Origin of the sequence: Exiguobacterium sp. s7, from assembly GCF_018618195.1 — a bacterium.
Classification (GTDB): Bacteria; Bacillota; Bacilli; order Exiguobacteriales; family Exiguobacteriaceae; genus Exiguobacterium; species Exiguobacterium mexicanum_A.
This window is the reverse complement of sequence record NZ_JACSLO010000005.1, coordinates 179,954-194,263: the sequence shown is the minus strand read 5'-3', so window position 1 is coordinate 194,263 and position 14,310 is coordinate 179,954. Positions and strand designations below refer to the sequence as shown.

The following is a 14,310-nucleotide window of genomic DNA, read 5'->3' as shown; positions in this document are numbered from 1 at the left end:
AAGTTTTAAAATGCCTTACAGTTCAGATTATTCCCATGTGACAGCTTTTAAAACATATATCACGAAAAAAAGTTGAAAATGAGGGGTGGAGTTTTCATGTTGCACGTCGACCAGTTGAACGGCGGTTATATAGGTAAACAAGTGTTACACGATGTTTCGTTTGAAGTGAAAAAAGGTGAGCTCGTCGGGCTCATAGGGCTAAACGGCGCCGGAAAATCGACGACGATCAAACATATTTTAGGATTGCTTGATCCGATTTCGGGATCGGTCGAAGTCGATAGTGAGACACTCGCTTCTTCGGAAAATAACTATCGTAAAAAAATAAGTTATATACCCGAGACCCCTATTTTATACGACACATTGACGTTGCGTGAACATTTGACGCTAATCGGGAAAGCGTATGACATCGACGAGGCCGACCTGAAAATCCGGACCGAAAGATTGTCCCGAGATATGCGGATGGAGAAGCAATTGGACTGGTTTCCGTCCGTTTTTTCAAAAGGAATGCGGCAAAAAGCGATGATCCTCTGTGCACTCGTGACAAAGACGCCGCTCCTCATCGTCGATGAGCCGTTCGTCGGACTCGATCCACTCGCGATTCGTCAACTATTGAGATTGTTTGATGAGTATAAGGAAGATTGCGCCATCTTGATGTCGACCCACATCTTGGAGACGGCGGAACGTCACTGCGACCGCTTCGTTTTCTTGCACCAGGGGTCGGTCATCGCGACCGGTACGGCGGCGCAGTTGCGCGAGACATATGGTCTTCGTCCGGATGCCACGCTCGATGACATTTATGTTGAGGCGATTGAGGCCGAGGAGCGGAAGCAATGAACGTGTTCAAACAACGATTTGGCGTCTGGGTGGAGGACGTCGTGAAATACAGCCGGTACGTGGCGAACGGCGGTTTGTTGTTCACACTTTATTTCACGCTCATTTACGGAGCGTTCGTTTACAACCAGTTCTTGACGGACTTGGACCCGGCATTCCCGAGTGAATGGATTGTGGCGCTCCTCTGGTTGCTTCTGCCGCTCGGGCATCGCCCCCGCACATTAATTCAAGAAGCGGACCAAGTCTTCTTATTGCCGCGACTCGGTGAGATGCAAACGTTCATGAACGGCGTTCGACTATTCAACGTCGTCTTCGCTGCCGTCCGTGCCGTCCTCATCATGCTCGTCGTGTTGCCGTTGCTCGTCCGGACGCAAGCGCTCACCTCGGTCGAAGTCGGGACCATCATCGCGACGAGTGTCCTGATCTCGGTGGCGGGACGGCTCGCCAAGTTGGAGGGGGTCAAATATGTCGTCTTGCCGAGCGCGCTCGCGAGCGGCTTTCTCATCCTGTTTGGTGTGCCGATGTTGACACCGGTGCCGGCGTTCGTCCCATTCATCTTGCTCCACGTGCGACGAAATCGACGCATCCCGCTGTTCGATTGGCTCTTGCTTGAAGAGAAGAGCAAATCCCAGTTCAACCGGGTCGTCAGTTGGTTCGTCGATGTCCCGGCGATGCGGGAAGATGTGCGGGAACGATCGCTCATCGTCAGCCTGCTCGAGCGCTCGGTCTTGAAACGGGCCGATGCGGCACGGTACGTCTATGGCCTCCGGGTCATGCGCTCGAACGATTCGCTCGATCTCGTGTTGCGTCTTTCCGCCGTCGCGCTCGTCGTCATGTGGCTCTCGGGCGGGTGGTACGTTGGGTTGGTCGTCCCGCTTTTCGTCGGGTTGACTGCCTTGCAACTCGTCCCGTTGTTTAAACGACTCGACACGGTGTCGATGGCGTCGTGGTTGCCGATCACACGTGCCGAGCGGCTCGTCGCCTATAAATGGTGGGCGACACGGATGTTGTTCGCGCAAATGCTCGCCCTCGGCGCGGCTTCGTTCATGTTCGGGGCGACGTGGGACGCGCTCGTCGGTCTCGCGCTCGCTTATATGGTCGTCCGGTACTATTTGAGCCGACTGACATGAAACAGGGACACCCGCTTTGGGTGTCCCTGACTGTTGTCGTTATTTCTTCGGTGACATGACCGATACACTCGACCCGAGAATTTTCGGGAGGCGTGCCGGAGTTTCAGGTTCTGTCTCGACTTCACCGTATGCGGATACACCGTGCTCGGCGATGTCGAGGCCGATATCTTCTTGTTCTTCCGTGACACGAAGACCGATCGTGACGTCGAGCAATTTCAAGAAGGCGTAGCTACCGCCACCAGCGATGACCATTGCAATCAAGACGCCGAGTGCTTGAACACCGAGTTGACCCATGCCGCCGCCGTAGAAGAGGCCGGCCGAACCGATGCCCGTGATTTCGACCAAACGAGGCGAGGCGAATAATCCGAGCGCGAGCGTCCCGATGATTCCGGCGACCCCGTGTACCGAGAAAGCACAGAGCGGGTCATCGACATATTTTGCCATGAGGATGCTCGTGCCGTATGTGGCGATCGAAGCGACGGCACCGATGACGACGGCGGCCCATGGTTCGACGAAGGCACAGGCAGCAGTGATCGCGACGAGCGCCCCGAGCACACCGTTGACGATTGTCGGGATGTCCGCTGTCTTCTTATGCATCATGACGATAGCGAGGGCGCCGAGGGCACCGGCAGCCGTGGCGAGCATCGTCGTAAGAGCGACGTAACCGAAGAAGCCGTCCGCGACCGACATCGTCGACCCGGCATTGAATCCGAACCAGCAGAGCCAGAGCACGAGTCCACCGACGACCGTCAAGACGTGGTTGTGACCGGCGAGTGATTCGGTTTTACGACGTGGTTTCAAGATGATGGTGGCCATGAGGGCGGCCATTCCGCCTTGAAGGTGGACGACGGCCGAACCGGCGAAGTCTTGCATCCCCATCGATCCGAGGAGTCCACCGGCCCATACGGAGCGGGCAACGATCGGATAGAGGATGGCGACGAAGAAGATACCGAACAAGACGTACGCGGAAAGTTTGGCCCGCTCCGCAAAACCGCCCCAGGCGATGGCGAGTGCGACAGCGACGAACGACAACTGGAACAAGAATTTGATGTCGATCGAGACGTTGGCCCAATCAAGGCTCGTGAACGATCCGTTCATGAAGAATCCTTCCGTCCCGAACCAGCGGGTCCCGTCCCCGAAGGAGAGGCCGAAGCCGACGGCCCAAAAGGCGAGTGCCGCCACAGAGAGGCTGATGATTTGTTTGACTGCGACGTGCCCGGCGTTTTTAGCCCGGAGCGTCCCCGTCTCGAGCAAGCCAAAACCAAGTTGCATCGTTAAGACGAGCAGTGCAGCAATGAGTACGAACAGCGTGTCCATATAATATAAGATGTCTTCCATGTTGCGATTCCTCCTTTTTGCGATTGATGATTCAAAAGTTGTTTTCAGTGTAAGACGAAAAATTCGACTTGGATTGCAATTTGTCAGATTATCTGACATAGTTTTTTATGAAGGAGGAGGACGAGCGATGGACTATAAGTCGAAGAAAGTAATTGGGATGGGCGTCATCACTGAGCTGACAGGACTTTCGGAGCGACAAGTCCGTTATTATGAAGCGAAAGGGCTCGTCTTTCCGGATCGGACAAAAGGTGGGTCACGTAAATATTCCTTCCATGACGTCGAGCGATTGGTCGATGTAGCGTCGAAACTTGAGGATGGCTGGCGAATTCAAGACATCAAAGAGCGCGAGAAGCGTCTGTCGTCGAAACAGCGTGACGATTTGATTCGAGGTCAGCTCAATTCAGCCTTCCGCACGTATCCGCCAAAGAAATGACACAAAGAAAACACAATGAAAATGCTTCACATTAGCATTATTCTAATTAATTTCTGTATAATGTTTTTGAGTTCACATACCTATAGAAGAAGAGTGTAGGAGAATTATAGAGGGGAATGACGCGACGTATGAACGATACTATTTTGAAGGCGTTTAAAGGAGAGGCGACAGACTATGTGCCCGTCTGGTACATGCGCCAAGCCGGACGCTACCAACCAGAATATCGTGAGATCAAAAAAACGAGGACATTATTCGAAATCACGCATGATGCCGAATTGTGTGCCTACGTGACAGAGCTCCCGGTAAAACAACTAGGAGTCGACGCGGCCATTCTGTATAAAGATATTATGACGCCACTCCCGTCGATGGGCGTGGATGTAGAAATCAAGAGCGGCATCGGTCCGGTCATTGATAACCCGTACCGGACGATGGAAGATGTGGAACGCTTAAAACCGCTCAACACGGACGACATCTCGTACGTGTTCGAGACGATCCGTTTGCTTCGGGAACGTTTGGAAGTTCCGCTCATCGGATTCTCAGGCGCACCGTTCACGCTTGCGAGCTACATGATTGAAGGTGGTCCTTCGAAGAGCTACCACCGAACGAAAGCACTCATGTACGCCGAGCCGGACGTGTGGAACGCGCTCATGGAGAAACTGGGCGACATGGTCATCACATATGCGACGGCACAAGCAGAAGCCGGGATCCAGGCGTTCCAATTGTTCGACTCATGGGTCGGGACGCTCAGCCGTAAGGATTATGTCCGTTATATCAAACCGACGACAGAACGAATCTTCACCGAGTTGCGCAAGCTCGACATCCCGCTCATCATGCACGGTGTTGGAGCGAGCCATCTCGTCGAAGAGTGGCAAGACCAGCCGCTCGACGTCGTCGGACTCGACTGGCGCCTATCGATTCAAGAGGCGCGCGACCGCGGCATCACGAAAGCGGTCCAAGGCAACCTTGATCCATCATTCTTGCTGGCCCCGTGGCCGGTCATCGAAGCGAAAGTGAAAGAAATCCTCGACGAGGGGATGAAACAACCTGGATACGTCTTCAACTTGGGACATGGGGTGTTCCCGGAAGTCGATCCGTCCGTTCTCGTCAAATTGACAGCATTTATCCATGACTACTCACGTGAAAAAATGGGAGGCAAATCATTATGAAAACCGTCGGATTACTCGTAATGGCTTATGGGACACCATACAAACCTGAAGATATCGAGCGTTACTACACACACATCCGCTATGGCCGTAAACCATCACCGGAAGCACTCCAAGACTTGACGGAGCGCTATGAGGCCATCGGTGGCGTGTCACCGCTCGCGAAAATTACGATCGACCAAGCGGAGACACTCCGTGACATCTTGAACGAGCGTCACGCCGGTGAGATCGACTTCAAACTCTACATCGGGCTCAAGCATATCGAACCGTTCGTAGAAGATGCGGTCGCGCAAATGGCGAACGACGGCATCAAAGAAGCGGTGTCGGTCGTATTGGCCCCGCATTACTCGTCATATAGCGTCAAGTCGTACAACGGGCGGGCGCATGAAGAAGCCGCGAAATACGGCATCGAGATCCGTTCGGTTGAATCGTGGTACGATGAGCCGAAATTCATCAACTGGTGGGCGGAAGCGATCAAAGCGACGTTTGCGAACTTGCCGGTACCGGCCGAGAAAGCATGCTTGATCGTCTCGGCACACAGTCTCCCAGAGAAGATTTTGGCAGGCGGCGACCCGTATCCGGATCAATTGAAAGAGACGGCGGATAAAATCGCCCAAGCGGCGGGCGTACCGAACTATGAGGTCGGTTGGCAGTCAGAGGGCAACACGCCTGACCCGTGGATCGGACCGGACGTCCAAGATTTGACGGCTGAACTTTATGAAAAGCATGGTTATGAGGCGTTCGTCTATACGCCGGTCGGATTCGTCGCGGATCATCTCGAGGTGCTCTTCGATAACGACGTGGAATGTAAAGTCGTTTGTGACCGCCTAGGCGTCCACTATGCACGTCCAAACATGCCAAACGCGGAGCGTAGCTTCATTGAAGCCATCGCCGATCGAATGGAAAGCGTGATTGTACATCATGCGTAATGTAACGATTGTCGGTGGTGGGATCACAGGTCTCACCGCCGCTTTTTATGCCGAGCGTTATTTGCCGGAAGACGTCACCATCAAGCTCGTCGAAGCGAGCGGACGTTTAGGTGGAAAAATCGATACGTTCGAGACCGGCGAATTTGCGGTCGAACGAGGGCCGGATTCGTATGTGTTCCGGAAAACGGCGATGACCGACTTGATTCATGAGGTCGGGCTCGGCGATGAGATCGTCCGGAACGGCGTCGGCCAAGCGTACGTGCTCCATCATGACGGATTACATCCGATTCCGAAGCAGACGGTCATGGGCATTCCGCTCGACGTCGATGCGTTCAAGGATACGACACTCTTGTCCGAGGAAGAACACGCCACGCTTCGGAAGATGCTGTTGTCGCCCCCGGACGTCGAAGCGCCGAAGACGGACGTCTCGCTCGGGCTTTATTTACGCGAGCGCGTCGGGGACCCGATCGTCGACCGGTTGATCGAGCCGCTTCTTTCCGGGATTTATGCGGGAGATATCGATCAGATGAGTGCGTTGTCGACGTTCCCGCAATTTATCGAAGGCGAGAAGAAATACGGCAACTTGTATGAGGGAATGCGTCACCTTCGTCCCGAGCAGCGGGTCGCTGAAGTCGGGGCGAAGAAAGTCGGACAGTTCGCTTCACTCAAACGAGGGTTGAAGTCGCTCACCGACCGTCTAGCCGAACGGCTAGAGCGCACTGAAATCGTCTTGAACTGTTCGGTCGAACAAGTCGAGGAGATTGAGGGCGGCTATCGACTATTGACGAACCGTGGGGATATCGAGTCCGATCACCTCATCTTGACGGTCCCGCCCCGGCTCATCCGCCAGTTCTTGCCGAAAGTCGACAGCGATTTTCTCGCGGACATGAAGCCGCACGCGACGGCGACGTGCTCGCTCGTGTTTAAACAAGACGATATCGAGCTGCCGTTCGTCGGGACAGGTTTCGTCACGAGCCAAGAGGCGGACGTGACGATCACCGCGTGCACGTTCATCGACCAAAAATGGCCGCACGCCGTGCCGGAAGGGTATCACGTCCTGCGCGTCTTTCTCGGACGACCGGGCGCCGATGACATCGTCGATGCGTCTGATGACGAGATTGTGACGACCGCACTTCGGGACCTTGGCGGCTTGATGACAATCAAGGCCGCTCCGCTCGAGACGGTCGTCAGCCGGCTCCGGGACGGGCTGCCGCCATACGCCGTCTTCCATTCCGACCGGGTCCGCGCGCTACGCGCCGAGATGGGCCGCGTCTATCCGGGCATCCTGCTCGCGGGCATCGCCTACGACGGGATCGGCATGCCGGACTGCATCAAGAGCGTCCATGAACAGATCAAAGCGCTCGCGGAAGAACGTTAAAGATTCATGAAGGGAGGTGTCGGATTATTCCGATGGCCTCTCTTTTTGTTATAGTTATAAGCGAAACAGAAAAAGAGGAGTGGATGTTGATGACAACGTACAAATTGTTCGTATCCGATATGGATGGCACGATCCTGCACAACCACACGAAAATCGCGCCCGAGACGGCAGAAATCGTTCGCGCGGCAGAAGAACAAGGGATTCGCTTTGCGATTGCGACGGGACGCAATTACTTCAACGCGAAAGAAATCCTCGATGAGGTCGGCCTCACGTGCCCGATCGTCTCATCAAACGGCGGACGAGTGTTGACAGAAACCGGCGACGTGCTACATGAAATCGATTTGACGACGGAAGAAGCGCTCGAGGTCGTATCGGTGTTGCATCAAGACCATAAATATTCGGACGTCTTCTATGAAATGTATTCGGAGGCGGGACTCGTCGCGAGCCGACTCGACTTGATCGATGCGACGATGGAAAACTTGAAACAGAACGGGGACGAGCGGTCGCTCGAGATGTATGAGTTCTTCCGCAAACGTTATTATGTCAACGAAGATGTCCGTCTCGTCGAGGATATCGAAGACTTCATTAAGAACGAGGCCGGACGCGTCTATAAATTCATCGCTTTCTCGAGCCACTTTGAGAAAATGTCATCGCTGTGGACGGAAATCGATGAGCGCGTCGAAGGCGTTTACGTTACGTCTTCAGGCAACGATAACATCGAGGTCATGGCGAACGGGGCCGACAAAGGGCACGGCATCAAAAAACTGGCCGAGCATTTCGGTGTCGATTTGTCAGAAGTCGTCGTCATCGGCGACAACTTGAACGACATTCCGATGTTTGAGGTCGCCGGCAAAGCCATCGCGATGGGCAATAGTCATGAAGACTTGATCGCCATCAGCCATCACGTCACCGAGCGTCACGACGAATATGGTGTCGCGAACGCATTGAAACGCGTCATGACAGGGGAATGGAAGTAAACGAGTTGTAGCGCCGGGCCGACGTCTCGTATAATACAACTAACGAACATCCTTAGGAGGAACTTACTGTGAAATTTATTTTCAACCCGGACATCCGGGACCCAAAACTCAACTTGGCGGTCGAGGAGTACATCCTCAAACATTTGAACGTCGAGCATGAGGACTATTTCTTGTTCTACATTAACGGCCCGTCAATCATCATCGGCAAGAACCAGAACACGTCAGAAGAAGTCAATTTGAAGTATATCGAAGAGAACGGCATTGACGTCGTCCGTCGTTTGTCAGGCGGCGGTGCCGTCTATCATGACGAGGGCAACTTGAACTTCAGCTTCATCACAAAAGATGACGGCAACTCGTTCAACAACTATAAGAAGTTCACGCAACCGATTGTCGATGCCTTGAAGCAACTCGGCGTCGATGCGGAGTTGACGGGACGTAATGATATCCAGGTCGGCGAACGGAAAATCAGCGGGAACGCCCAGTTCACGACGCGCGGCCGCATGTTCAGCCACGGGACGCTCATGTTCAACTCGAACATCGAGGAAGTCGTCAACTCGCTCAACGTTTCGGAAGAGAAGATGCGTTCAAAAGGCATCAAGTCGGTCCGAAGCCGTGTCGCCAACATCACCGAGTTCTTGGAAGAAGAGATGGCGATGGAGCACTTCGTCGAGGCGTTGCTCCATTCGATTTACGACGGACAGGAGCCGGAACGCTACGTGTTGCGTGACGAGGACTGGGAAATCGTTCAGGATATCTCGAAAGAGCGCTATGCGAACTGGGACTGGAACTTCGGGAAATCGCCGAAGTTCGATGTCGAGTCGAAACGTCGCTTCCCGATTGGGACGATTGACGTGCGCTTGAACGTCAACAAAGGCACGATCACGGAAGCGAAAATCTACGGGGACTTCTTCGGTGTCGGCGATATTCATGACGTCGAACAAGCCCTCGTCGGGACGCGATTCGAACGCGGCGCGATTCGGGAACAATTGTCACAGCTTGACGTCAAACATTACTTTGGCAACGTCGAGCTCGAAGAACTCGTCGATCTCATTAGCTGAAGCGGGTTTGAGGGAAGAAGGGGCTCTGAACAGGGTCCCTTCTTTTTGGCGTTTTCGTGACATCTTGTGTGGACCGTTGCGCGTCGTTTCGACGAGGCGTATCATAATCAATGCAAGCGCTTTCGTAAATTGGGTTCAACCAATAGGAGGAAACAATATGTACCGATTTATCACAGAGTGGATGGACGCGAATTGGATGTGGGTGACGGAGCAACCGACGTTTGACCTCGCTGTCCGCGCGATCGGTCTTGAGTTAGAAGGAAGAGGGATTGTCGATGAGTCATTCGCGCGCGTCGTCATCGAACAAGAGCGGACGATCCCGTCTGGCGTGACAGATGTCGCCGTACCGGTCGCTGTCGTCGATGTACCGCTCCACGTTTCGAAACAAGATGGAATCACGTTGTTACATCTTAATCACCCGTTTGCGATGCAGACGATTGCTGCTGAAACCATTCGGGCCGAGGCGATCTTTTTCATCACGGCAACGACCGAAGCGAAGAAGTCGGCGCTCCACAAATTGATGGACGATTTGCTCATGGATGACGAGACATTGCAGGCGCTCGTCCACGTACAGAGCCGGACCGGTTTGTATCATTTGAAGACGATGGACTTGAAAGCGTTTTCTTATTGAGCCGTTTCATGTACAATGAAGATAACTGAAAAAGAGCGCGGATGCCGTGCTCTTTTTTACGGCTCAAAAGTGAATAGTCATTCATTTTCAAAGGGGGATTACCATGGCAAACTTAGTCACGGCACTACAGGGCGTTGTGGCCGCGCATCCGAATAAGGCGGCCTACGTGTTTGGGGAAGACACGGTCAGCTACGGACAGTTTTTCGGCCAGGTCGAGGCGATGGCGGCGACACTTGAGCAAAAAGGGATCGGACAAGGCGACCACGTCGCACTCGTCCTCGGCAATAGCCCGGCATTCTTGATTTCCTATTTTGCGGTGCTCGCACGAGGTGGGGTCGTCATTCCGATCAACCCTACATACACGCCAGATGAGATGGCCTATATTTTAGTCGATGGGGATGTGAAGGCAATCGTCGCCTTGTCACCGCTCGTCGCGCAAGCAGAAGCCGCGCTCACGAAGTTACCGCAACTCCGCCTCGTCATCTCGGTCCCGTACGCGGACGTACCGGCGTTGAAACGGGACGGCGACATCGAGTTCTTGCCGTTCGAGGAGGCGTTCGCGACGACGAAAGGGGAACTCGTCACGGTCGATGAGGAAGACGTCGCCGTCATCCTCTATACGAGCGGGACGACCGGGAAACCGAAGGGAGCGTTGTTGACGCATCTCAACTTGTTCTCGAACGCCCATTCGATCGGCGAATATTTGGAGATCACGCCGGAAGATAAAGCGCTCGCGGCGCTGCCGATGTTCCACGTCTTCTGTCTGACCGTCATCGTCAACGCCCCGCTCCTTCGCGGGGCGACGATTGTCATCTTGCCGAAGTTCTCGCCGCAGGACGTGTTCGACCTCATCCCGAGACACCGCGTCAGCATTTTCGCCGGGGTGCCGACGATGTACAACTTCTTGTTACAGACGGCGATGAAAGTCCCGGCGTACGCCTCGGCACTCAAGCACGTCCGCGTCTTCGTCTCCGGTGGGGCGAGCCTGCCGGTACAGTTGCTCGAATCGTTCGAGCAAAAGTTCGAGTGTAAGATCCTTGAAGGGTATGGCCTCTCGGAAGCGTCACCGGTCACCTGTTTCAACCCGCTCCATGGGGAGCGGAAGGCAGGTTCGATTGGTCCGTCGATCGTCCACGTCGAGAACAAAGTCGTCGACGAGCTCGGGGAAGAGGTCGGGGTCGACGAGGTCGGTGAACTGATCGTCCGTGGGCCGAACGTGATGAAAGGGTATTACAAGCTCCCAGAAGAGACATCGATGACACTTCGCGACGGGTGGCTCTATACAGGCGACTTGGCGAAACGTGACAAGGACGGTTACTTTTATATCGTCGATCGGAAGAAGGATATGGTCATCGTCGGGGGCTATAACGTCTATCCGCGCGAAGTTGAAGAAGTGTTGTATCAGCATCCGGGGATCGTCGAGGCGGCCGTCATCGGGGTGCCAGACGCAGAACAAGGGGAAGCGGTCAAAGCGTTCATCGTCACTCGTGACGAGCAGGTGACGCTCGACGAGATTCGGTCGTTCGCGGCGACGAAACTGGCGAAGTATAAACAGCCGACACAGATTGAAATCATTGATGAACTGCCTCGGAACACGACCGGGAAAATTTTACGGACCGTCTTGAAGAGCGAGGCGTTCCAACGCAATTGATTAGGGGGAAGAGCGACAAATCAGTCGCTCTTTTTTTGATTAAATGATTTGACACCATTACGGGGTAGGGGTATATTGAAGGTGAGGTGATAACCATGGAAGAATTCATGCATGACGAACCGATCGTTCCGCGCGAAGACGCGGAGCGTGAAGCGCTCAGCAAACGGCTACGCCGGATTGAAGGACAAGTACGAGGGATTCAAAAGATGGTCGAGAGCGACCGTTATTGTGTCGATATTTTGACTCAGACGTCAGCCATTCAAGCTGCGCTCAAACAAGTTGAGATGCAACTGCTCGAACGTCACATGCGCAAATGTCTAGTCCATGCCAGCGAAACGGAAGACATGGACCCATACATTGACGAATTGATGACAATCGTCAGCCGCATCAAAAAGTAAGGAGGTGGACCGATGAAAACCGTCGAACTGTCGATTCAAGGGATGACATGCGCCGCATGTTCGGCCCGAATCGAAAAAGTGTTGAATAAAATGGACGGCGTCGAAGCGACCGTTAATTTGCCGCTTGAAACGGCGACGATTCGCGTCGAGGAAGGTATCACTGAAGAAGAGTTGATCGCCCGAATCGAGAAGATCGGCTACGGCGCAGAACGGAAAGCGGAATTGACCCCGAAACACGACCTCCGCCCGCTCGAACGAAAAGTGCTCATCTCGGCGCTATTGTCAGCACCGCTTCTGCTCGTCATGATTACGCACATCCCGGGTGTGACGTTCCATGCCGATTGGCTCATGAATCCGTGGTGGCAATTCGCGCTCGCCACACCGGTCCAGTTCTGGATCGGGGCCCAGTTTTATAAAGGGGCGTATAAGAGCTTGAAGAGCGGCGCGGCCAACATGGACGTGCTCGTGGCGACAGGGACATCGGCGGCTTACTTTTATTCCGTCTTCGAGATGCTCGTGCATCCGATGCATCCGTCGCTCTATTTTGAGACGAGTGCCGTTTTGATTACGCTCGTATTGCTCGGGAAATGGTTAGAGGCCCGAGCGAAAGAAAAAACGACGGACGCGCTCAAGTCACTTTTATCGTTACAGGCGAAAGAAGCGATTTTACTTGTTGACGGTGTGGAACGGCCAGTCGCGATCGACTTGGTCAAAGCCGGTGACGTCATCGTCGTCCGCCCTGGCGAAAAAGTGCCGGTCGATGGAAAAATCGTCGAAGGTGAGACGGTCATCGATGAGTCGATGTTGACCGGGGAATCAATCCCATCTGAGAAAAGTGTCGGCGCCGATGTTGTCGGCGGAACGATTAACCGCTCGCACCGGGTCTTGATGGTCGCCGAACGTGTTGGCAGCGAGACGATGCTCGCTCAAATTGTTCGTGTTGTTGAACAGGCGCAGACGGACAAAGCCCCGATTCAACGGCAAGCGGACCGGATTTCCGGTGTGTTCGTTCCAATCGTCGTCGCCATCAGCGCCTTGACGTTCGCCGTCTGGACGCTTGGCTTCAATGATTTGGACATGGCGATCCGGGCCTCGATCGCCGTTCTCGTTATCGCTTGTCCGTGTGCGCTCGGTCTCGCGACACCGACATCGATCATGGTCGGGACGGGCCGTGCCGCCGAACGTGGTGTCTTGTTCAAAGGTGGCGGTCAGCTCGAATCATTGAATGGGGTCGATATCGTCGTCTTCGATAAGACGGGGACGCTCACGAAAGGTACGCCGGAAGTCGTGGCGACGTTCGGAGAGACGTCGTTCTTGAAACAAGCCGTCATGGCCGAACGTCAGTCGACGCACCCGCTCGCCGAGGCAATCGGTCGGGGCGAAGGGGACGGTCAGGTCGAACGCGTTGAAGAGTTGGCCGGTCGAGGATTGAAAGCGGTCGTAGATGGGAAACCTCTTCTTATCGGCTCGGTCCGTATGATGCAAGAAGCCGGATTTGCATTACCGGAGTGGGACATGCAGGCGATGACGCCGGTCTATGTGGCCGACGAGTCTGGGGTCGTTGCGGCGTTTGGTCTGCAAGATCGGTTGAAAGACCAAAGCCGTGCCGTCGTCCAACAACTTGCCAAGACGAGACAAGTCTACGTCTTGACCGGTGATCGGAAAGAAGTCGCATTCGACGTCGCCCGTCAACTCGGGATTCCGGAAACGAACGTCATCGCCGAGGTATTGCCCGTCGAGAAGGCGGATCATGTTGAGGCGCTGAAACGCCAGGGCCGTGTGGCCATGGTCGGGGACGGGATGAATGACGCGCCGGCACTTGCTGTCGCTGACGTCGGCATCGCCTTCGGAAGCGGGACGGATATCGCTCTTGAGGCGGCCGATGTCACCGTGATGGGGCAAGATATCGATGGGGTGAACCGTGCCATCGAGATGAGTGCGTTGACGATGCGTAACATTCGTCAAAATTTGTTCTGGGCGCTTGCCTATAACAGTCTCGGTATCCCGGTCGCAGCGGCCGGTTTGCTTGCCCCATGGATTGCCGGGGCGGCCATGGCGTTCAGTTCGGTCTCGGTCGTCTTGAACGCGTTACGATTGAAAACACAAGGAGGAACATCCAAATGAATGAAACGACATTAAAAGTAGAAGGTATGACATGTAATCACTGCAAGGCGGCGGTCGAAGGCGCCTTGACAGAACTTGAAGGCGTCGAGTCAGCGATCGTCTCGTTACAGGACCATCGGGTCGATGTCATCCACAACGATAAAATTTCAGTGAAAACGATGATCGAAGCCATCGAAGAACAGGGTTACGACGTCAACGCATAATCGAGAGCTCCCGCCTAGCATGGCGGGAGTTTTTTTGTCATGTTCATGCTAAGAAAAGTATGCTAT

General features: G+C 54.3%; 14 protein-coding genes. 13 read left to right on the top strand and 1 reads right to left on the bottom strand.

Features of this window, described 5'->3' with window-relative positions:
- Window positions 1–96: 96 nt before the first annotated feature.
- Both KNP79_RS08685 and KNP79_RS08680 read left to right on the top strand, forming a co-directional pair.
- Entirely contained in the window at window positions 97–834 is a 738-nt protein-coding gene (locus KNP79_RS08685) for an ABC transporter ATP-binding protein (protein ID WP_034776525.1), read from the top strand.
- Window positions 831–1,961 carry an ABC transporter permease gene (locus KNP79_RS08680; RefSeq protein ID WP_215192018.1) on the top strand — a complete coding sequence of 377 codons (1,131 nt, stop codon included), beginning with the start codon at window positions 831–833 and terminating at the stop codon, window positions 1,959–1,961. Before KNP79_RS08685 ends, KNP79_RS08680 begins: the two co-directional genes overlap by 4 nt.
- A 39-nt stretch (window positions 1,962–2,000) precedes the next feature.
- On the opposite strand, the gene KNP79_RS08675 is transcribed toward KNP79_RS08680, so the two are convergent.
- On the bottom strand, window positions 2,001–3,299 hold the full coding sequence (locus KNP79_RS08675; protein ID WP_215192017.1) for an ammonium transporter: 1,299 nt from the start codon (window positions 3,297–3,299) through the stop codon (window positions 2,001–2,003).
- Window positions 3,300–3,426: 127 nt separating this feature from the next.
- On the opposite strand from KNP79_RS08675, the gene KNP79_RS08670 reads away from it, so the two are divergent.
- From KNP79_RS08670 to copZ, 11 genes are all read left to right on the top strand, one after another.
- The gene (locus KNP79_RS08670) at window positions 3,427–3,732 is read left to right on the top strand and encodes a MerR family transcriptional regulator (protein WP_214763643.1); all 306 of its coding nucleotides are present in this window, start codon (window positions 3,427–3,429) and stop codon (window positions 3,730–3,732) included.
- 116 nt (window positions 3,733–3,848) lie between these two features.
- On the top strand, window positions 3,849–4,898 hold the full coding sequence (hemE, locus tag KNP79_RS08665; protein WP_214709926.1) for a uroporphyrinogen decarboxylase: 1,050 nt from the start codon (window positions 3,849–3,851) through the stop codon (window positions 4,896–4,898).
- Window positions 4,895–5,824: a ferrochelatase gene (hemH, locus tag KNP79_RS08660; protein WP_034776539.1), complete on the top strand. Its 930-nt coding sequence runs from the start codon at window positions 4,895–4,897 to the stop codon at window positions 5,822–5,824. Before hemE ends, hemH begins: the two co-directional genes overlap by 4 nt.
- Complete coding sequence (hemG, locus tag KNP79_RS08655; protein ID WP_215192014.1) at window positions 5,817–7,202, top strand: protoporphyrinogen oxidase; 1,386 nt, start codon at window positions 5,817–5,819, stop codon at window positions 7,200–7,202. The genes hemH and hemG overlap by 8 nt, the downstream gene beginning before the upstream one ends.
- Window positions 7,203–7,291: 89 nt before the next feature.
- Window positions 7,292–8,179 carry a Cof-type HAD-IIB family hydrolase gene (locus tag KNP79_RS08650; RefSeq protein WP_232939005.1) on the top strand — a complete coding sequence of 296 codons (888 nt, stop codon included), beginning with the start codon at window positions 7,292–7,294 and terminating at the stop codon, window positions 8,177–8,179.
- Window positions 8,180–8,247: 68 nt separating this feature from the next.
- Window positions 8,248–9,237, top strand: coding sequence for a lipoate--protein ligase (gene lplA, locus KNP79_RS08645; RefSeq protein ID WP_215192012.1), 990 nt, complete (start codon window positions 8,248–8,250; stop codon window positions 9,235–9,237).
- Between the two features lie 157 nt (window positions 9,238–9,394).
- Complete coding sequence (locus KNP79_RS08640) at window positions 9,395–9,868, top strand: PTS sugar transporter subunit IIA (RefSeq protein WP_034776548.1); 474 nt, start codon at window positions 9,395–9,397, stop codon at window positions 9,866–9,868.
- Between the two features lie 103 nt (window positions 9,869–9,971).
- On the top strand, window positions 9,972–11,519 hold the full coding sequence (locus tag KNP79_RS08635; protein ID WP_215192010.1) for a fatty acid--CoA ligase family protein: 1,548 nt from the start codon (window positions 9,972–9,974) through the stop codon (window positions 11,517–11,519).
- 95 nt (window positions 11,520–11,614) lie between these two features.
- Window positions 11,615–11,917: a metal-sensitive transcriptional regulator gene (locus KNP79_RS08630; RefSeq protein ID WP_034776552.1), complete on the top strand. Its 303-nt coding sequence runs from the start codon at window positions 11,615–11,617 to the stop codon at window positions 11,915–11,917.
- A gap of 12 nt (window positions 11,918–11,929) precedes the next feature.
- A complete protein-coding gene (locus KNP79_RS08625) occupies window positions 11,930–14,041 on the top strand; it encodes a heavy metal translocating P-type ATPase (protein ID WP_034776553.1) in 2,112 nt (703 codons plus the stop codon).
- Window positions 14,038–14,244 (top strand): copper chaperone CopZ, encoded by a 207-nt coding sequence (gene copZ / locus KNP79_RS08620; RefSeq protein ID WP_029595964.1) that lies wholly within the window; start codon window positions 14,038–14,040, stop codon window positions 14,242–14,244. Before KNP79_RS08625 ends, copZ begins: the two co-directional genes overlap by 4 nt.
- The last annotated feature ends 66 nt before the right edge of the window (window positions 14,245–14,310 follow it).

Coding starts and splice junctions, on each gene's coding strand:
- KNP79_RS08685 (WP_034776525.1), top strand. CDS start 97: ATGTTGCACGTCGACCAGTTGAACGGCGGTTATATAGGTAAACAAGTG.
- KNP79_RS08680 (WP_215192018.1), top strand. CDS start 831: ATGAACGTGTTCAAACAACGATTTGGCGTCTGGGTGGAGGACGTCGTG.
- KNP79_RS08675 (WP_215192017.1), bottom strand. CDS start 3,299: ATGGAAGACATCTTATATTATATGGACACGCTGTTCGTACTCATTGCT.
- KNP79_RS08670 (WP_214763643.1), top strand. CDS start 3,427: ATGGACTATAAGTCGAAGAAAGTAATTGGGATGGGCGTCATCACTGAG.
- hemE (WP_214709926.1), top strand. CDS start 3,849: ATGACGCGACGTATGAACGATACTATTTTGAAGGCGTTTAAAGGAGAG.
- hemH (WP_034776539.1), top strand. CDS start 4,895: ATGAAAACCGTCGGATTACTCGTAATGGCTTATGGGACACCATACAAA.
- hemG (WP_215192014.1), top strand. CDS start 5,817: ATGCGTAATGTAACGATTGTCGGTGGTGGGATCACAGGTCTCACCGCC.
- KNP79_RS08650 (WP_232939005.1), top strand. CDS start 7,292: ATGACAACGTACAAATTGTTCGTATCCGATATGGATGGCACGATCCTG.
- KNP79_RS08640 (WP_034776548.1), top strand. CDS start 9,395: ATGTACCGATTTATCACAGAGTGGATGGACGCGAATTGGATGTGGGTG.
- KNP79_RS08635 (WP_215192010.1), top strand. CDS start 9,972: ATGGCAAACTTAGTCACGGCACTACAGGGCGTTGTGGCCGCGCATCCG.
- KNP79_RS08630 (WP_034776552.1), top strand. CDS start 11,615: ATGGAAGAATTCATGCATGACGAACCGATCGTTCCGCGCGAAGACGCG.
- KNP79_RS08625 (WP_034776553.1), top strand. CDS start 11,930: ATGAAAACCGTCGAACTGTCGATTCAAGGGATGACATGCGCCGCATGT.
- copZ (WP_029595964.1), top strand. CDS start 14,038: ATGAATGAAACGACATTAAAAGTAGAAGGTATGACATGTAATCACTGC.